At 61.3% G+C, this 17,420-nt stretch carries 17 protein-coding genes; 11 read left to right on the top strand and 6 right to left on the bottom strand.

Features of this window, described 5'->3' with window-relative positions; translation table 11 throughout:
* Nucleotides 1-355: 355 nt before the first annotated feature.
* Complete coding sequence (locus tag QA649_RS33190; RefSeq protein ID WP_283026157.1) at nt 356-1,363, top strand: ABC transporter substrate binding protein; 1,008 nt, start codon at nt 356-358, stop codon at nt 1,361-1,363.
* Between the two features lie 417 nt (nt 1,364-1,780).
* Nucleotides 1,781-2,224 (top strand): PaaI family thioesterase, encoded by a 444-nt coding sequence (locus QA649_RS33185; protein ID WP_283020906.1) that lies wholly within the window; start codon nt 1,781-1,783, stop codon nt 2,222-2,224.
* Nucleotides 2,225-2,316: 92 nt separating this feature from the next.
* Here QA649_RS33185 and QA649_RS33180 read toward each other — a convergent pair whose 3' ends face one another.
* On the bottom strand, nt 2,317-2,730 hold the full coding sequence (locus QA649_RS33180; protein WP_283020905.1) for a hypothetical protein: 414 nt from the start codon (nt 2,728-2,730) through the stop codon (nt 2,317-2,319).
* Between the two features lie 410 nt (nt 2,731-3,140).
* Between QA649_RS33180 and QA649_RS33175 the strand changes: the two genes are divergently transcribed.
* Nucleotides 3,141-4,142: an ABC transporter substrate-binding protein gene (locus tag QA649_RS33175; protein WP_283020904.1), complete on the top strand. Its 1,002-nt coding sequence runs from the start codon at nt 3,141-3,143 to the stop codon at nt 4,140-4,142.
* A gap of 158 nt (nt 4,143-4,300) precedes the next feature.
* On the opposite strand, the gene QA649_RS33170 is transcribed toward QA649_RS33175, so the two are convergent.
* Complete coding sequence (locus tag QA649_RS33170) at nt 4,301-5,224, bottom strand: LysR family transcriptional regulator (RefSeq protein ID WP_283020903.1); 924 nt, start codon at nt 5,222-5,224, stop codon at nt 4,301-4,303.
* Nucleotides 5,225-5,726: 502 nt separating this feature from the next.
* Between QA649_RS33170 and QA649_RS33165 the strand changes: the two genes are divergently transcribed.
* Together QA649_RS33165 and QA649_RS33160 are read left to right on the top strand one after the other, a co-directional pair.
* Nucleotides 5,727-6,545, top strand: a complete 819-nt coding sequence (locus QA649_RS33165) for an alpha/beta hydrolase (protein ID WP_283020902.1) — start codon at nt 5,727-5,729, stop codon at nt 6,543-6,545.
* Nucleotides 6,546-6,916: 371 nt separating this feature from the next.
* Entirely contained in the window at nt 6,917-7,150 is a 234-nt protein-coding gene (locus QA649_RS33160) for a DUF3551 domain-containing protein (protein WP_283020901.1), read from the top strand.
* A gap of 157 nt (nt 7,151-7,307) precedes the next feature.
* Here the strand turns inward: QA649_RS33160 and QA649_RS33155 are convergent, their stop codons facing one another.
* Nucleotides 7,308-7,715: a hypothetical protein gene (locus tag QA649_RS33155; RefSeq protein ID WP_283020900.1), complete on the bottom strand. Its 408-nt coding sequence runs from the start codon at nt 7,713-7,715 to the stop codon at nt 7,308-7,310.
* A gap of 346 nt (nt 7,716-8,061) precedes the next feature.
* On the opposite strand from QA649_RS33155, the gene QA649_RS33150 reads away from it, so the two are divergent.
* Nucleotides 8,062-8,406: a hypothetical protein gene (locus QA649_RS33150; RefSeq protein ID WP_283020899.1), complete on the top strand. Its 345-nt coding sequence runs from the start codon at nt 8,062-8,064 to the stop codon at nt 8,404-8,406.
* Nucleotides 8,407-8,465: 59 nt separating this feature from the next.
* Here QA649_RS33150 and QA649_RS33145 read toward each other — a convergent pair whose 3' ends face one another.
* Nucleotides 8,466-9,509 (bottom strand): medium chain dehydrogenase/reductase family protein, encoded by a 1,044-nt coding sequence (locus QA649_RS33145; protein ID WP_283020898.1) that lies wholly within the window; start codon nt 9,507-9,509, stop codon nt 8,466-8,468.
* 176 nt (nt 9,510-9,685) lie between these two features.
* On the opposite strand from QA649_RS33145, the gene QA649_RS33140 reads away from it, so the two are divergent.
* Complete coding sequence (locus tag QA649_RS33140) at nt 9,686-9,997, top strand: hypothetical protein (protein ID WP_145831279.1); 312 nt, start codon at nt 9,686-9,688, stop codon at nt 9,995-9,997.
* Nucleotides 9,998-10,154: 157 nt separating this feature from the next.
* On the opposite strand, the gene QA649_RS33135 is transcribed toward QA649_RS33140, so the two are convergent.
* Nucleotides 10,155-10,397, bottom strand: coding sequence for a DUF1127 domain-containing protein (locus QA649_RS33135; protein WP_283020897.1), 243 nt, complete (start codon nt 10,395-10,397; stop codon nt 10,155-10,157).
* 171 nt (nt 10,398-10,568) lie between these two features.
* On the opposite strand from QA649_RS33135, the gene QA649_RS33130 reads away from it, so the two are divergent.
* Nucleotides 10,569-12,137, top strand: a complete 1,569-nt coding sequence (locus QA649_RS33130) for a winged helix-turn-helix domain-containing protein (RefSeq protein WP_283020896.1) — start codon at nt 10,569-10,571, stop codon at nt 12,135-12,137.
* A 127-nt stretch (nt 12,138-12,264) separates the two neighbouring features.
* Entirely contained in the window at nt 12,265-14,118 is a 1,854-nt protein-coding gene (locus tag QA649_RS33125) for a caspase family protein (protein WP_283020895.1), read from the top strand.
* Nucleotides 14,119-14,460: 342 nt separating this feature from the next.
* Here the strand turns inward: QA649_RS33125 and QA649_RS33120 are convergent, their stop codons facing one another.
* Complete coding sequence (locus QA649_RS33120) at nt 14,461-15,204, bottom strand: SDR family oxidoreductase (RefSeq protein WP_283020894.1); 744 nt, start codon at nt 15,202-15,204, stop codon at nt 14,461-14,463.
* A gap of 156 nt (nt 15,205-15,360) precedes the next feature.
* On the opposite strand from QA649_RS33120, the gene QA649_RS33115 reads away from it, so the two are divergent.
* Together QA649_RS33115 and QA649_RS33110 are read left to right on the top strand one after the other, a co-directional pair.
* Nucleotides 15,361-16,131, top strand: coding sequence for a methyltransferase domain-containing protein (locus QA649_RS33115; protein WP_283020893.1), 771 nt, complete (start codon nt 15,361-15,363; stop codon nt 16,129-16,131).
* A 197-nt stretch (nt 16,132-16,328) separates the two neighbouring features.
* The gene (locus tag QA649_RS33110) at nt 16,329-17,330 is read left to right on the top strand and encodes a DctP family TRAP transporter solute-binding subunit (RefSeq protein WP_283020892.1); all 1,002 of its coding nucleotides are present in this window, start codon (nt 16,329-16,331) and stop codon (nt 17,328-17,330) included.
* Nucleotides 17,331-17,420 lie beyond the last annotated feature (90 nt).

Genomic DNA, 17,420 nt, shown 5'->3' with positions numbered 1-17,420 from the left:
GCCGAATTACAGAAGCGAATTGATGGCTTGGCAGCAGAGATGTCGAAATCGCAACTGCTCACCGAAGTCTTCAAGGCGTTTCCAAGGAACTGACCGGTAGGCCCCCGGCATTGCCCGACGAGGATGCGTTCTACGAGCAGATGGATTGATCTCCGAGGGCGGAGATCGGCGTCGGTGACCGCTGATTGAGCCCGTAGGATGGGTAGCCCGTAGGATGGGTAGAGCACTTGCGAAACCCATCACGCTTCACGTCGGATGCTGTCGATGGGTTTCGCTGCGCTCTACCCCATCCTGCGGGCTTGGACCTGCGCCAAAAAATTGCTTACGCTCAGGTTGGGAGCATCGGGGATTGGCGATGCAGCGACGGGAGTTCTTCAAGTTTGCGAGCGGCGCGGCAGCGGCCTGGCCGCTCGCGGGGCTGGCGCAGCAGGCGCGGCGGCAACACCGCATTGCGTTGGTCCATTCGGGTATCCCCGCTGGCCAACTGACCGAGACTGCTGGCCCCTTCTGGGTGCGGAGGTTTTATCAAACGCTGCGTGGTCTCGGATATACCGAGGGAAGCAATATTGTCGTCGAACGTCATTCGGCCGAGGGGCGCTCGCAGCACTTCACTTCTCTCGCCGCTGCCGTCGTCGGCAGCGACCCGCAGGTGATCGTTGTAAATCTTAACGAACTGGTCAAAGCGTTTGCCGCGGCTACGACAACGATACCGATTGTCGCGATCATGGGAGACCCTGTCGCGACAGGATTGGTTGCAAACCTCGCGCGTCCCGGAGGCAACCTGACGGGTGTCAGCGTCGATGCAGGCTACGAAATCGTCGCGAAACGCCTGCAGATTCTGAAGGAGGCGATGCCCTCGGCCGCTAAGGTCGCTTACCTGACATCGTCGCGCACCTTGATGGATACTCCCCTGGGACTGTCGCTTCAGAAGGCAGGGCAGGCCCTGGGCATCGTGCTGAGCTGGAATTTCCTTCAAGAGGTGAATGATGCGCAACTCCGTCGTACCTTTGCCGAGCTGACGTCACAGCGGTTCGACGCTGCCATGGTTGACGCAAGCGGCAGCTTTTTGGCGCGATGTGCGTTGATCACCGAACTGGCCGGGAAATTTCATCTTCCGATGATCTATCCCTTTCGCGACTATTCGGATGCGGGTGGGCTGATCAGCTATGCGCCGGATCTCGGTGAGCTTGCCGAACGGCTTGCCGTTGATGTGCACCAGATCCTCAACGGGACCAGGCCGGGCGACATCCCAATCTACCGGCCCAACAAATTCCAACTGGTTATCAATCTGAAGACCGCCAACGCGCTGAGCCTCGAAATGCCTCCGATGCTGTTCGCCCGCGCCGACGAGGTCATCGAATGAGAAAGCCATTTGCTGCGGTGCATGAGTCTGAAAAATGGCCCATGGCTGACCTTAGTTCGGAGAATGGGTAGAGCACTTGCGAAACCCATCACGCTTCACGTCGGATGCTGTCGATGGGTTTCGCTACGCTCTACCCATCCTACGGGCTAACCGGAAGCGACGGGCCATCCTTCAACCGGCTCTTTTAACCCAAGGCGGACTTCGTATCAGCCAAACAACAGATCACCAGACTGCTATAGTCGGAACTAAATCTCCCTAGCCGGGATGCGTCATGAGCAGCGAGTACGTAGAGCGGCGATTGGCGGTTTTCTGGCAGCCCGATGTCGCAGGCTCATCGTCCGGATCGTGCCGGGACGAGGATAGATTGACCTCAAATAGCCAGCGACTTGGCCCACGAACGAATTTGAGGACAACCCCATGAACAGCAGCGATATCCCCGAAGGTTTTGCGCCCGATCTCCCCAAAAGTCCCATCACCGCCCCATGGGAGCCGCTCTATTCAAAACGGACAGAGAAGGCCGTGGTTCTCGGATTAAGGGTGGCCAAGCCACACACCAATGGGCAGGGGCAGGTTCATGGCGGGCTGATTGCGACCCTTGTGGACAACGCGATGGCCTATAGCTGCAGGCAAGTCATGGGCGGCTGGGCGTCGTCGTGGATGGCGACAATCTCCCTTACGGTCGATTTCATCGGCCCCGCGCAGATCGGGCAATGGCTCACCGTGGAAAGTGACGTGATCAAAACCGGCAAAACGATCTGCTTCGCGCAAAGCCTGGTCAAGGCCGACGACAGCGTGATCGCTCGGGCGAACGCCACGTTTCGCGTGGTGCCGAAGCACCAGAGCGACAACGATCCCCGTTAGCCCGTAGGATGGGTAGAGCACTTGCGAAACCCATCACGCTTCACGTCGGATGCTGTCGATGGGTTTCGCTGCGCTCTACCCATCCTACGGGCTCAGATTTCGCAACCGGTCAAATTCAATGCCCTGCGCAAGCCACCAAACGCCTTGAGCCGGCAGGGCTCGGTATCGCTGACAGCCTTTGAACGCTGGAAATTGGCAGTTCGTTTGATAACGGTTGCCTTCTTCGGCTTGGGGCGTACAGCGGCGATCTTCTTCTGATTGTGCCGATGACGGGCGATCGGCTCCGGCTCGGACGAAACGATATGGATGTCTTCTGGCGGAGCAACGCGGTCTCCGACCGAAGCTGCCTGTGTCGGCATCTCGTTGCTCGCAGCGACAACTTCGAGGCGATCGGCCTTCGCCAAGGCGTCATGGGAAGCAGAAATGCCTGCGTTTTGCTCGGCAAGCGGCTGGACGATCGCGGCTGCGCGACGCGACGGAGCTCTCAGCTCCATTGCTGACAGCATTCCTACACTCAACAGGATAAGGAGGCCCAACAACGCCATTCTCAGCATAATGCGCCTCTAACCTGGGTTAGTGCCGCTGATAATCCTCCGCTCCAATAAGGCAACTTGTCGGCGGCTGCCGACCCACGACGAATCATTTGCCGACAGGGTTAACGCCGTGATGCTCCCAACACGTACCGAGAATACCGCCGCTTACGTCGGTTTCCGCGAGCAGACCGCACCTTGGCACGGAAGATGGTCTGTTAGCCCGAAGGATGGGTAGAGCACTTGCGAAACCCATCACGCTTCATCTCGGGTGCGTTGATGGGTTTCGCTACGCTCTACCCATCCTACGGGCTCTACCCGTCCTATGGGCCTTCCACGGCGTCGCCTTTTGTCTGTATGATGGTTCGTGCTTGGCTGAGGGCCCCATGAAACGGCGCAAGTTCATCACTGTCATTGGGGGAGTGGCTGCCACGTGGCCGTTCGCAGCTCATGCTCAGCAATCGAGCAGGCTTCGCCAGATTGGTATGCTTTCACTCGGCCGCGGCGACAAATCCGACGCCAGTCTGAAGACGCTCGATGCGTTTGTCCCGGCATTGCGTGAGCTCGGCTATGCCGAAGGAAAGGATGTCGCATTGCACCGCAGATTCGCGGACGGCGATGCGGACAAGCTCAGCGAGCTCGCGCAGGAATTCGTGGCGCAACGGGTCGATGCAATCGTTGCTTTGGCTACACCGGCCGTCCGCGCCGCCAAGAATGCGACTTCCACACTTCCTATTGTCGGCATAGGCATGGCCGACCCCGTCGAGGACGAACTCGCTTCCAGCCTGGCGCGGCCGGGCGGCAATGTGACCGGGACGACATTTCTTGGCCCGGAGCTGGTGTCCAAACGGCTTCAATTGCTCAAGGTGATCGTTCCCGGCCTTTCGCGCGTCGTCGTACTGTGGCACCCCCGGGCATACGGTGAGCGCACGATGAAGGGGATGCTGAACGAGATCGAGAGTGCCGCTCAATCTCTCGCAGTCAAGCTTCAACTTGTGCCGGCGGAAGGTCCTGCCGATCTCGAAGGCGCGTTCGCGGACCTGGCCAAAGCGCGCGCCGATGGCCTCGTCCTGTTTCCCAGCCCGATGCTGTACAGCCAGTACACGCGGATTGTGCCATTTGCCGAGAAGAACCGCCTGCCGGCCATCTACGCCGCCAGAGAAGCAGTTGATCTCGGGGGCCTGGTCTCCTACGGCGTCAACCTGCCTGACTTGTCGCGAGCCACCGCCAGCTATCTGGCCAGAATTCTCAAAGGTGCAAAGCCGGCCGAATTGCCGATACAGCAGCCGACCAAGTTCGAGCTGGTCATAAATCTTGCAACGGCCAAAACGCTTGGCTTGTCGATTGGTCGGGACTTTCTCCTAGTCGCCGACGAGGTGATCGAATGAGCAGGCCGCAGAATGGGTAGAGTCCTTGCGAAACCCATCTCGCTTCGTGTCGGATACTGTCGATGGGTTTCGCTGCGCTCTACCCATCCTACGGGCTACCTTGCTTTCGTTGAGCTTGTCTCGATCAGGCTATGGCTTCGCACTCATGAGTCCACGTCCTAGTCAGCCTCAACGTAGCGAATGATGCTCTGATCTTGAACGCTTGCAACCAATTCATCCGCGCGGGACAAAAGCCGGTAGAGCAAAGGAGAGGAATTTGCCTGGTTGTAGCCGAGAGTGAGATCGACGGTTGGTGGGACGCCCTCGAGCGCTCTAGCAACAACGTTTGGCGCCAGCATGTTTTGCGCATAGAGCGGAACGAGAGTCACTCCGCCCGTGGATGCGACCAGCGACATGGCCGACGATATGTTCTCGCCTTCGTACTTTGCCTTGAGCACGATCCCAACCTTCGACGCATAATCCTGAATCACAGCGTGCAATACCGGAGACGTTCTCGCCGAGCTGACATAGATCTCGCGGACAAGATCCTGTGGGCGAATCCTTTTGCGCGAGGCCAAGCGATGGTCTGCCGGTAGCACTGCGATCAAGGGCTCCTTCGCCAACAACTTGAAGGTCAGGCCTGCGTTCTGTTTCTCGGGGCGGAGAAAGGCTATGTCCAGCTTCCCGCGCGTTAATGCGAGGGCGAGTTCTGGCGAGGACTGACTACACAGGGTAACTTCGATCTCCGGCTCTTCCTCGCGGAGGATCCGCAATAAGTGGGGGAGCCACATCACCTCCAGCCCGACCATGAACCCCATGGAAAGTGCGGGCTTTCGCGGCTGTGCGGTCCGCCGCGCACCATCTGTCGCCGCCTCGACTTGCAACAGCGCCAGCCGTGCGTGATCGAGGAAAACTCTTCCGGCATCGGTCAGCACCACGCCGCGCGCCTGCCGCTCCAGTAGCTGCACGCCGACTTCGGATTCCAAATCGCGAATCTGCCGGCTCAGCGACGGCTGCGACGTGTTCAGGCGCCGCTGGGCGGCAGTCAGCAAGCTGCCTTCCTCCGCGACGGCAATGAAATAACGCAAATGCCGTAGTTCCATCCGCCCCTCGCTATACTTTCAAGGCATAGGTCGCAACCTACAAGGTCTTTGTCGTCAGCAGAAGGGAGATCTACGGTCGCTCTCGTTCAATCAGAAAAGGACAAGACAATGCCTTCAACTTCCAAGCCAGCAATCGTTTTTTGCCATGGCGCCGCGCGTCGATGATCGAGGTTGCGCTTGGGGTGGGTTCTGCTCGCAGAGCAACTTCAATCGCCTCTTTCGCCGGCATACGGGAATGACGCCGCGTCAGTTCCGGACCGAGCAGCGCGATTGAGAATGGTTTCCCTCATTCAGCAGGAAGCGCGCACAAATGCGCAGGAACGTCGAATACTGCCGGACCAATTCGGCTGATAACGCGCCGGCGATCGGGTGTTGCCAGGGCAAGGGCTCGCTGGGGCCTTTAATTCTAAAACGCCCGAAAATTGAGTAACGCGTGGCTCAATGGATCAATCAATCGCTATCTTATCGATAGAATGTCTAACAGCGCAGATGGAGCGACTCGATGTCCACGATCACTACCAAAGACGGCGTAAGCATCTTCTACAAGGATTGGGGATCAGGTCAGCCGATCGTTTTCAGCCACGGCTGGCCGCTGACAGCGGACGACTGGGATGCCCAGATGACCTTCTTCCTTCGCCACGGATACCGGGTGATCGCCCACGACCGACGCGGCCACGGCCGGTCCGACCAGCCCAGCACCGGCAACGACATGGACCACTGGGTTGCCGACCTCGCGGCCCTGACCGAACACCTCAATCTGCGCGACGCGATCCACATCGGCCACTCCACAGGTGGCGGTGAGGTGGCTCGCTATGTCGCTCGCCACCAGGAGCGCGTCGCGAAGGCGGCGCTGGTCGCTTCACTGACGCCGAACATGTACCGGAGCGAGGACAACCCGTCCGGTCAACCGCCGGAGTGGTTCGAAGCGATCCGCGCGGGCGTGCTGGGCAACCGGTCGGAGTTCTACCGTTTCGTCCCTGAGAATCCGTTCTACGGCTACAACCTAGATGGGGCGAAGCCTTCGGAGGCGGTCATTGCGAACTGGTGGCGCCAAGGCATGGCCGGCGGTGCCCTCGCTCATTACGCAACCGTCGACTCTTGGCTCGAAGATTATACCGAAGACCTCAAGAAGATCACCGTGCCGGTGCTGGTGATGCATGGCGAGGCTGATCAAGTCGTCCCGTTCGCAAGTTCAGTGCCGCGTGCGGTCGACCTGCTCAAGAACGGGTCGCTGAAGACTTATCCCGGCTACCCCCATGGCATGCTCACCACTCATGCGGATGTCCTCAACCCCGACCTGCTCTCGTTCATCAGGTCTTGACGGCATCTCTCCTCCGTCATCGCCTATGGTGAAGATGGGGTTGTAAATTGAGGAGGGTTCGGGTTTCGTCGTAGTGACGAAGGAACGATCAAGAAGCTCAAACCCTCCTCGAAAATTCGCCGGCCAAAACCCCTGTGCCGCCCATGCGGCAGCTCCCGAGGCTGCATCTCGGCGCTCGTCCAGGCGTCGGGTGTCGAGTGTAGACGGGAAGCGGCTTGCAGGGGTCTCGGGAAATTCACCGCGAACTCTAAGGGTATGATCGGATCATCATTCGGAGCGCTGAAGTTATAGTCGACCCTGGTCTTGGTGCCTTTCCAACTCAAGTGGAGCACGGGTGAGCACTCACCCAACGGTCATACAGGAGGACTCCGATGCGCCGTATTCTGTTTGCTGCGGTTTCCGCCATTTTGATCTCGGTCACGGTCGGATCGCTCTCGCCCGCAGTCGCAGATCGCTACTGCCTGCAAGGGCGCCGCTGGGGCCATCCCGGCAACTGCCAGTTCGAGACTCTCCAGCAGTGCAGGGCAGCTGCCTCCGGCACCCATGCGTCCTGCGGGATCAATCCGCGCTATGCATTCGGACGCTCGCGGCAGGGCAGACAGTAATCGAGCGCCGCGCGGGCTCGTGGTCCTTGGTGGACTTGCGTCAGTTTCGGCGGAGGCACTTCGCTTGCGCGAAAGTCGCGCAGGGGATGCACGCCGCGGATCGCGCGTAGTCGAATACGCCATCCGCATCTGCAAATCGGCCTCGCAGAAACGAGCCTTAAGCTTTTAGGTCCGTGATCCTCATAATTGCGACCACGTTTCCGTCATTGTACGCCTGCTCTTTCGTGTCCTTGTTGCAGGTCCAGACAAAGTTCTTCTTGCCCGTAAAGACCTTTCCGTCCTGATCGAGCCGAAGCTCCCCTTCGGTGATGTGGCAAACCATGGCATTCATCATCGGGGGGCCCATGGTCTTCGACCCCGGCTGCATGATGACGTCGCGCATCGAGACGGTCTTGAAACCGGGGATGATGGACGGTGTGTCGCCCTCGTATTCGCGCACCACCACTCCTGGCCACGGCGTCGTATCCTTGTAGCCTGCGGTTTGAGCCGAGGCGGGCTTCATCACGGCTGCGGTAGCCGCTGCCAACCCGATTCCCAATGCAGACCTTCGATTGATCTTGCTCATCGCTTTCTCCTGAAGTTACTGCAACGCCGCCGCAAAAGCGGCTCACGCATTCGTGGACTGTGAATGGTCATGCGAGACCGAAAAAGGGGCGGTCTCTCAAGGATGCGTACCTGCCGACAGCATTAGCTCTGCTCGTTCGTCCCGAACGGCGACTTCGGCACATCCCGCTTCAACGGCGACTGCATTCTACGCCACCTGAGATGCTTGAGAAACAGGTGGTTTCGTCTGAAGACCCGATTGGCAGACCGCGACGAGGCAAGCACCAATTTGACGCCCCTTTCCCAGTCGGGAACTTTGCCGATGCTTTGTCGTTCCCGGTGAGCGGGCGCAAATGTAGGCGGAAGCCATGAAATGGATGCTTGTGGTCCTGGTTGGCGGCGTCTCACCCGTCAATACTGATCTGGTGTTCGATAAGTTCAGTGAATGCCTCGCCGCTGAGGAACAGATGCGACAGCACTACGCCGATGCGTTCGATGCGTGGGATCGCACGGCTGCGACAAGAATTGACCGGCGCAGGGACTACAAGAAAGCCCGCGAGATCGAGGCCAAACGGCTGTTGAGCAATGTCGGGACGTGCGTCCCGCATGGTGGCGGTGATCGGCAGCCCGTTACCTCGCAGCAGCAACCTCCCGCCACACCATCGCAACAGCCTGCTACGCCATCCCCGTCGCAGCCGGCGCCGCGAACTTAGGCTCGGACGCCAGAAGTCGAGGGTCTCATCGTAATACTTATCGTTAGCCGTCGGCCGCGTCAGGCGGCGCGCTGGGTGTGACGCGAGGAGAGATCCGGACACAGCACCAGCTTGCCCTCGAGACCGCCGGCCTCGAGGCGGCGGTGAGCATCGGCCACCTCCTCGAAGGAGATCCGCCCGGCGATGCGCGGCCGGATGGCGCCGGTTGCCAGAAGCTCGAACAGTTGCTCCAGGTCCTCCCTGAACCAGGTGGGATGTCGCGCCCGCATGGCATTGACCGAGTAAAAGCGGGCTCGCTTGCCGCCGGGCAGCAGTCTCCACAAGTACAGGCGCGCGATCTCCATCGCGATAGGAAGCATTCGACGCTGCGCCTGCACGCTCGCCGAGAAGCCGATGGCACAGAGCAGCCCGCCAGGCTTGAGCGCTGCGTATGAGCGGCGATAGCCGTCTTCGCCAACGCCGTCGACGATGAGGTCGAACCCGCCCGGCAGAACCCGCGTGAAGTCCTCATGCTGGTAGTCGATCGGCGCTGCCCCCAGGTTTTGGACGAGCGCCATGTGTTCGTTGCGTACGGTTCCCCACAGCTCGAGGCCGGCCAGTCTCCCGAGCACGAGCAGCGCCTGGCCGACCGCGCCGGCGGCCCCGTGAACGAGAACGCGCTGGCCCTGCTGGACCTTGGCCGCGCGGTGCAGAATTTGGTACGCGGTCGTCCAGCTCAAGATCAGCGCGGCGGCTTCTGCGTCGTCCACGCCCACCGGCACGCGGGTGAGGTCGGTGGCCCGAAGCGTGCGATACTCGGCGTTCGACCCGACCACCGTCATGTCGGCCACGCGGTCGCCGATCTGAAAGTCGTGCACGCCTTCGCCGAGCTGATCGATGACGCCCACCACGTCGTAGCCCATCACGAACGGGGGGCGGAGGCGCATCGTTTGCGGGTAGAGATGCCGCCTGATCAACACCTCGGTGTAGTTGAGGCTCGACGCAAGGACGCGAACGCGCACCTCGCCGCGGCCAGCGGTCGGCAGGCGAGCGTCGACGATCTCCAGTGCCTCCGGATCACCGAAGCGGCTGACCTGAACAACCCGATTGCGCTGCTCCATCATGGGCGATCTCCACGCAATGCCGTCATTCAGTGCAAGGGCGGCAGACTGCCGTCCGGCGCAAAAAATTGAATTGATCCAGATCAAGCTTGAGCGTGCACCGCTTGGAATTCTCCTCGGGCCAAATGACCAGCCGGGTCATCTGGCGCCATCATTGTTATTTTTTATTGGAGGGGAATATGCCTGCAGTCATTATGCAGTTCGTTTCGCATCCAAGACCCGGTAGCGATCTTGCGACCGTCCTACAGCTGGCAAAAGAAGGTGCGACACTCTGGAAGAAACACGGGGCCGATGTCAGCTATTGGTCGGTGATCGGCGGCGAGGTCGGAAACTATGCCTTCGTTGCTCGCTTCGATAGCGTGGAAGCTTATGGTCGTACCCTGGCGTCGCTGGGCGCCGATCCGGCTTTCGTTGAATTTCAAGCCAAGCGGCTGAAGGCCGGGCAATCCGATTGGGTGCGCTCCAACGTTGCCATCCAGGTTGATCTCTGACGGAGCACCTTCTCCCCCGCGTGCGAGACCGCCTTCGGGCGGTCTCCTGCTGTGCGGCCGATGTCGCCTGCCAGGCCCGATACTGAAGTCAAGGACATACTCATTGAAGGCCGGTCAGCAGGTCGTGCCGGACCGTCCACCGCGCCGGAGGCCGGCATCATCCGGGCGATCGTATGCCTCGCGGGTCAGTATCCCGGTTCGAGGCCACGTAGTCGATCTCGCCATACGTAATGCCGATGTCCCTCAGCTCCCGATCACTCAGGCTGCAAAGATCGCGCCGCAGCCGCTCCCATTTCCGCCACTCCTGAAAAGCCGTCCAACAATTCCTGAAAGCGCTGACACTGCGCTGCTGCGATACGGCCGTCTGGACCAAGCCCGTCGTCTGGTAAATCGTGCTCATGGCAGCATCCTCGGGTGCCTGTTTCCACCCCGGACAAGCTGCCAAGATCCGGCCCGGCACGCTTGACCGGCAACTTACATTTTCCTCACCGCCAGCTTATTCTTGCAATTTCCACCGGGGCCAAAGCGCTGGCCGGTGACCGGGACCTCTGAATTCAGGGAGTTTCGCAGCTTGCGCTATCTCTTCGAGGACTACGCATTGGATCCCGACCGTCGCGAGCTGTATCGCGGCGCGAATGTCGTCCCCGTGGCGCCGCAAGTCTTTGACCTGCTGGACTACCTCATCCGCAACCGGGAGCGGGTCGTCAGCAAGGACGACCTCATCAACGCCATCTGGAATGGGCGCAGCGTCTCGGATGCGGCGTTGACGACGCGCCTGAACGTTGCCCGGAGCGCGGTGAGCGACACCGGAGACGAGCAGCGTCTGATCAAGACATTGCCGCGCAAGGGCTTCCGCTTCATCGGACCAGTGCGGGAGGAAGGGCGCGATGGTCCGGTGCTCGCCGACAGCGGGGGCGAACCAGAAAAACCTGCCCTCGCGCTCCCCGATAAACCCTCGATCGCCGTACTCCCGTTTGCCAATTTGAGCTCCGATCCGGAGCAGGAGTATTTCGCAGATGGCGTCGTGGAGGATATCACGATGGCGCTGTCTCTCTTTCGCTGGCTGTTTGTGATCGCACGCAATTCGAGCTTCACGTACAAGGGCCGGGCCGTGGACGTGAAGCAGGTCGGCCGCGAGCTTGGCGTGCGTTATGTGCTCGAAGGCAGCGTGCGCAAGGCCGGAAACCGCGTTCGCATCGCGGGTCAGCTCATCGATGCCGAAACCGGAGCGCATCTCTGGGCGGACCGCTTCGAGGGGCCGATCGAGGATATGTTCGATCTGCAAGACGACGTGACGTCCAGCGTCGTGGGCGCAATCGCCCCGAAGCTGCAGCATGAGGAGATCAAGCGGGCCAGGCGCAAGCCGACCGAAAATCTGGATGCGTACGACTACTACCTGCGCGGGCTGGCGAAAGCGCGTTGGACCAAGGACGCGAACAGCGAGGCGCTTCAGCTCTTTTACAAGGCGATCGAGCTGGACCCTCATCTGGCCTGCGCCTATGGGATGGCCGCCTGGTGCCATGTTCGGCGCAAGGCGCTCGGTTGCATGAACGATCAAGCGCTGGAAAGTGCGGAGGGCACGCGGCTGGCTCGGAAGGCCGTGGATCTGGGGGCGGATGATCCATTCGCACTATGTATGGGTGGATACGCACTTGCGTTTCTGGCCCATGAGTTCGATGACGCCGCGGCCATCATGGATCGGGCGCTGGCCGTCAATCCAAACCTGGCCAGAGCCTGGATGCTCAGTGCCTGGTTGCGAGTCTGGAGAGGCGAGCCGGACCTCGCACTCGAGCACGCTGCGCATGCCATGCGCCTGAGTCCGCGCGATCCGTCCATGTACTACACCACGTACGGAGCCATGGCCTATGCTCATTTCCTGGCGAGCCGCCACGATCTTGCGTTGGCATGCGCCGAACAGGCCGTGCGCGACAATCCGGGTTTTCTGCTGTCGATCTGCATCTTAGCAGCCAGCAATGCGATCGCCGGACGGCGCGAGCAGGCGCAGAGAGCCATATTGCGTGCGCTCGAATTCAATCCCGATTTGCACCTCTCCAACCTAAGAGATCTGGCGCCATTTCGCCGGACCGGTGACTTCGAGATCTTCGCCAGGGCTCTCCGCGATGCGGGCCTGTCAGGGTGACGCGCACTGCCGCACGCGGCAGGGCGACGGCCGTCCACCTGGCCGGCTTGTGTGACTGATATCACTTACGCCGCGCTTGCCTTTCATCAGGCTCCGCATAGGCTGCGCACATATATTCGGGGCTGCAATGGGCGCTTTTCGCTGGTTTTCATTGTTCTTTTTCATCTGGCTCGCTTGCGGCCCGGCCCAGGCCGAGCGCCGGGTCGCGCTGGTGATCGGCAATTCCGCCTACAAGAGCGTGGCGAAGCTCCCCAACCCCGCGAACGATGCCGTCCTTGTCGGCGGCATGTTCAGGAAGGCCGGATTCGACTGGATCGATACCCGGACCGATCTCAATGCCGCGGAGATGCGAAAAGCGCTGCGTGAATTCGGCGGGCGGGCCCGGGACGCCGAGGTTGCCGTCATCTACTACGCGGGGCACGGCATCGAGCTGGACGGCACCAATTACCTGATCCCGATCGACGCGGCGCTGGAGACGGACAGTGACGTTCTCGACGAGACCGTGGGGCTCGACCGTGCGCTGTTCGCCGTCGAGCCGGCCAAGCAGCTCCGGCTCATCATTCTGGATGCGTGCCGCGACAATCCCTTCGCCAAGACCATGAAGCGAACCGTGGCCGCCCGCGCCATTGGACGCGGCCTTGCCAAAGTCGAGCCGACCAGCCCGAACACGATGATCGCTTATGCAGCGAAGGCGGGCTCGACGGCCTCCGACGGCGATTCCAGAAACAGCCCGTTTGCCGCGGCCCTGGTCGAGCGGCTGCCGACACCCGGTCTCGATCTGCGCAAGGCCTTCGGTTTCGTCCGCGACGACGTGCTGAAAACCACCGGCTACAAGCAGGAGCCTTATGTCTACGGCTCCCTTGGTGGAGATGACGTGCCGCTGGTCGCGGCAAAACCCGTCGTCACCGCGCCGCAGGCAAGCCCGCAGGATGCCGTCCGTCGCGATTACGAGCTGGCGCTCCAGATCGGCACGAGGGAAGTCTGGACCGCGTTCCTGGCTGAATATCCCGAAGGTTTTTACGCCAGCCTCGCCAAGGGCCAGCTCAACCGGATCGCCGCCGAGGAGACGCGTGCGGCGGCCGCGGAGAAGGCGCGGCTGGCCGAGGAGGAGAAGGTGCGGCTCGCAGCCGACCGCGCCAAGAAGGTGGAACAGGACAAGGCCGCCGCCGCTGCGAAGGCCGCCGAGGATGCCCGGATCGCCGCCGAAAAGGCGAAGCAGATCGAAGAGGCCAAGGCCGGCGCGGCAGAGCAACGGCGCAAGGAGGCGGAAGCCGCGGTGGCAAAGGCTCTGGCCGACAAGGCGGCTGCGGAGAAAGCGCTCGCCGACAAGATCGCCAATGAGAAGGCAGCTGCCGAAACGACCGCAAGGGATGCGGCCGCGAAGAAGGCGCAGGACGGCGGCGAGCTGAAGGTCGCGGCCGTTGCGCCGACGTCGTCACAGCCGAGCCTGTCGCCGCAGGAGACGGCAAAGGCGGTGCAGTCGGAATTGCGGCGGGTCGGATGCCTGTCCGCACCTGCTGACGGCGACTGGAAGGTGTCCTCGCAGCGATCGCTCGCGATGTTCAACAAATATGCGGGCACCAAGCTCGACCAGACCGCCGCCGGCCTCGACGCGCTGGACGCGATCAAGGCGAAGCCCGGCCGGGTTTGCCCCCTGGTCTGCGACCGCGGTTTCAGGGCCGACGGCGATGCTTGCGTCAAGATCGCCTGCCGTGCCGGCTACCGCGTCAATGACGACAACGAGTGCGAGAAGATCCAGGACAAAAAACCAACCGCGAGCCGCGAGCAGTCCAGGGCTCGCGATGCCGAGCGCAAGAGCGACGAGGCTGCACCCGCCAAGCAGCAATCATCCGGCCAGATGATCTGCAATCAGGCCGGCTGCCGTCCCGTCGCTCGCGGATGCAGGCTCGTCGCCGACACCTCCGCCGGCATCGGCAACGCCGCCGGGATCAACGGGCGAACGCGCGAAGTGTGCAATTGAGGCGAATGGGCAAACCCGCTCATTCGGAGCTGACACAAATGGAACTGAACGTTAGACTGTCTGCCGCTCGGTGAGCGGATTTTAGCTTGAACCAATCTGGGGGAAGTCATGAAGTCAATTTTGAAAGTCGCATTGGCATTGCTCATTATAGCCTCTCCGATCTCGGCATACGCACAAACGCAGCCTCCTGCGAAATCATCGAGTACCGCGAAGGCCAAGCCGAGGATGCACGACGGTTGCCACGGCAGGGCTGCTCAGATGTCCGGCAAACCCTGCCGCTGACGAATCCCAATCGACAAGAGGCCGCCCGGTTGGCGGCCTCTCACTTTTCCGGATCGTGCTTTAGAACTGATACCTCCGCAAGCCGCCATCCACCGGGATCACCGTGCCCGTGATGTACCGCGCAACCGGCGAGGCCAGGAACACCGCGAGCGCGGCGAGGTCTTCCGGCTCGCCCCAATAGCCGACCGGGATCTCCTCTTCCGCAAAGCGCTCGCGATAGTCAGGCGGATAGTTGCGGCGGATCTGCTCGCTCATGATGCGGCCGGGCGGGATGCAGTTGATGGTGATGCCGTGTTCGCCGATCTCGCGCGACAGGCCCTTGGCCCAGGCGTGCACGGCGGCCTTCGCGGCGAAGGCGGCGTTGAGGCCTTCGGGCTCGGACTTGCCGGTGATGTTGACGATGCGGCCCCATTTGCGCGCGATCATCTGCGGCAGCAGCGTATGCGCGATGCGGCGGTAGCTCGTGAAGTTCAGCGCGATCGCCTCGTCCCATTTGCTGTCGGGTGCATCGATGGGCAGGGGACGGCTGCCGCCGGCATTGTTGACGAGGATGTCGACATGACCGAGCTCTCTCACCGCGAAGGCGGCGATGCTCTCGGCCGCGTCGCTGGCCATCACGTCCTGCTCGAAAGGCGTGATCAGCCCGCCGCCGACTTCGTTCACCAACTCGGCAAGCAGGTCGGTGCGCCGCGCCACGCCGACGACGCGCACGCCTTCGGCAGCCAAGCCCTTGGCAATGGCGCGGCCGATGCCGATGCTCGAACCCGTGACGACAGCGGTTTTCGATTTGAGCCCGAGGTCCATGGTCGCACGCCCTCTTGTTTGCTTCTTGCTTTGCTTTTGCTTGTTGCTCGTCGTTTCCCGCCTGTCCCGCAGGCCTTGCGAATTGCCTGAGCGGGACGAGCAGTGGTAACCAAGAGCTCTCGCGAAGGAAACACGAAAAACGAAAAGGCTGAAACGATGGTCTGGGATCCGCAGCAATACCTGAAATTCTCCGGCCACCGGCTGCGGCCCGCCGTCGACCTGCTGATGCGGATTCCGGATTTCGCGCCGCGCGAGATCGCCGATCTCGGGGCGGGCGCGGGCAACGTCACCAAGCTCATTGGGGAGCGCTGGCCGGATGCGGCCGTGACTGGCGTCGAGGGTTCGGCCGAGATGGTTGCCGCCGGCCGCAAGGCGGCGCCTGACGTGGAATGGTCGCATGAAGACCTCGGTCAGTGGCGCCCGGCGAAGCCATATGATTTGATCTATTCCAATGCCGCACTGCACTGGCTGCCCAATCATGCGGCACTGTTTGCGTCGGTGATGGAGAAGGTGAAGTCCGGCGGCATGCTCGCGGTGCAGATGCCGCGCAATTTTCTCGCGCCTTCGCACGTGCTGATCGGCGAGACCGCGCTTGATGGTCCCTGGCGCTCCAAGGTCGAGCATCTCGTCACGCCGCCGCCGGTCGAAGGGCCCGCCTTCTATCACGATCTGCTGGCTCCGATGTCCGCCAATATCGACATCTGGGAGACCGAATATCTGCAAGTGCTCGAAGGCGAGAATCCCGTGAAGGAGTGGACCAAGGGGACGTGGCTGACGCGCTATCTCGACGTCCTGCAGGGCGACGAGAGGGCCGCGTTCGAGGCGGCGTATGGGATGCGGGTCGCGAAGGCGTATCCGAAGAATGCGGCGGGGCAGACGCTGTTCCCGTTCCGGCGTCTGTTCATCGTTGCCCAGCGCAAGAGCTGATGGCATTGCCGCAATGCGGCATGAAGCTCGCTTCGTCGAAGCGGAGCGGGTGCCGGGTTGCGCATGCAGCTCTCGTCAAGATAGCTTGGCCGCGGACGATTGGGCTTAGGTCTAGTTGTTCGGCTCGCGGTTTGCTGCCACTACTGACCGCGTAATACAAAAAAGACCCGGTTTTAGAGGTTGTTGGGAGGTTCTTCATGCGCAAGCTGCTCCTTGCGGTTGCCGCCGCGGCCATTCTCGTGGCCCCCGCCATCGCACAAGCCCAGAGCCCTATCGTCATCAAGTTCAGCCACGTCGTCGCCAATGACACGCCGAAGGGCAAGGGCGCGCTGAAGTTCAAGGAACTCGCCGAGAAGTACACCGACGGCAAGGTCAAGGTCGAAGTCTATCCCAACTCCACGCTCTACAAGGACAAGGAGGAGATCGAGGCGCTCCAACTCGGCTCGGTGCAGATGCTCGCACCATCGACCGCGAAATTCGCCCCGCTCGGCATCAAGGAATTCGAGGCGCTCGACCTGCCCTGGCTGTTCAAGGACGATCTGACCTATTCCAACGCGATGAAGGGCACGGTCGGCAAGTGGCTGTTCCAGAAGCTCGAGGCCAAGGGCATCACAGGGCTCGCTTATTGGGACAACGGCTTCCACATGGTCTCCGCCAATCGTCCGCTGACGAAGCCGACGGATTTCCAGGGGCTCAAGTTCCGCATCTCGGGATCGAAGGTTGCCGATCAGTATTTCCGCCTGGTCGGCTCGATCCCGCAGATCATGGCGTTCTCGGAAGTCTACCAGGCGCTGCAGACCGGCGTCGTCGACGGCTGCGAGAACACCGCGTCGAACTACCTGACGCAGAAGTTCTACGAGGTGCAGAAGGACATCACCGTGTCCTATCATGCCCATCTGCAATATGCCGTCATCGTCAACTCGAAATTCTGGTCCGGCCTGCCGCGCGACATCCGCACCCAGCTTGATAAGGCAATGGCGGACGCGACCGACTACACCAACCAGATCGCGCACCAGGAGAACGAGGACGCGCTGGCCGAGATCAAGAAGACAGGCAAGACCAATCTGCATTACCTCACCGACGCCGATCGCAAGGCGTGGCAGGAGGCGATGCAGCCGACGTATAAATGGGCAAAGGGCCGGGTCGGGCAGGAAGTGCTCGACCTCGTCGCCAAGGAACTCGACGTCAAGATGAACTGACGGTCGCGTTCGAACAAGAACAACATGAACGGTCGGGAGTGATCGCACTCCCGACCGTTTCGCTCTTGAAAGACGGGCTAATTCTAGGGG

It is taken from the genome of Bradyrhizobium sp. CB1717 (genome assembly GCF_029714325.1).
In the GTDB taxonomy this organism is placed as follows: domain Bacteria; phylum Pseudomonadota; class Alphaproteobacteria; order Rhizobiales; family Xanthobacteraceae; genus Bradyrhizobium.
Note: the sequence above shows the minus strand (reverse complement) of the source record. Positions and strands in the feature narration are given on the sequence as shown.

Bases quoted from the DNA above. Each gene is read 5' to 3' on its own strand.
- QA649_RS33190 (WP_283026157.1), top strand. From the start codon at position 356: ATGCAGCGACGGGAGTTCTTCAAGTTTGCGAGCGGCGCGGCAGCGGCC.
- QA649_RS33185 (WP_283020906.1), top strand. From the start codon at position 1,781: ATGAACAGCAGCGATATCCCCGAAGGTTTTGCGCCCGATCTCCCCAAA.
- QA649_RS33180 (WP_283020905.1), bottom strand. From the start codon at position 2,730: ATGCTGTCAGCAATGGAGCTGAGAGCTCCGTCGCGTCGCGCAGCCGCG.
- QA649_RS33175 (WP_283020904.1), top strand. From the start codon at position 3,141: ATGAAACGGCGCAAGTTCATCACTGTCATTGGGGGAGTGGCTGCCACG.
- QA649_RS33170 (WP_283020903.1), bottom strand. From the start codon at position 5,224: ATGGAACTACGGCATTTGCGTTATTTCATTGCCGTCGCGGAGGAAGGC.
- QA649_RS33165 (WP_283020902.1), top strand. From the start codon at position 5,727: ATGTCCACGATCACTACCAAAGACGGCGTAAGCATCTTCTACAAGGAT.
- QA649_RS33160 (WP_283020901.1), top strand. From the start codon at position 6,917: ATGCGCCGTATTCTGTTTGCTGCGGTTTCCGCCATTTTGATCTCGGTC.
- QA649_RS33155 (WP_283020900.1), bottom strand. From the start codon at position 7,715: ATGAGCAAGATCAATCGAAGGTCTGCATTGGGAATCGGGTTGGCAGCG.
- QA649_RS33150 (WP_283020899.1), top strand. From the start codon at position 8,062: ATGAAATGGATGCTTGTGGTCCTGGTTGGCGGCGTCTCACCCGTCAAT.
- QA649_RS33145 (WP_283020898.1), bottom strand. From the start codon at position 9,509: ATGATGGAGCAGCGCAATCGGGTTGTTCAGGTCAGCCGCTTCGGTGAT.
- QA649_RS33140 (WP_145831279.1), top strand. From the start codon at position 9,686: ATGCCTGCAGTCATTATGCAGTTCGTTTCGCATCCAAGACCCGGTAGC.
- QA649_RS33135 (WP_283020897.1), bottom strand. From the start codon at position 10,397: ATGAGCACGATTTACCAGACGACGGGCTTGGTCCAGACGGCCGTATCG.
- QA649_RS33125 (WP_283020895.1), top strand. From the start codon at position 12,265: ATGGGCGCTTTTCGCTGGTTTTCATTGTTCTTTTTCATCTGGCTCGCT.
- QA649_RS33120 (WP_283020894.1), bottom strand. From the start codon at position 15,204: ATGGACCTCGGGCTCAAATCGAAAACCGCTGTCGTCACGGGTTCGAGC.
- QA649_RS33115 (WP_283020893.1), top strand. From the start codon at position 15,361: ATGGTCTGGGATCCGCAGCAATACCTGAAATTCTCCGGCCACCGGCTG.
- QA649_RS33110 (WP_283020892.1), top strand. From the start codon at position 16,329: ATGCGCAAGCTGCTCCTTGCGGTTGCCGCCGCGGCCATTCTCGTGGCC.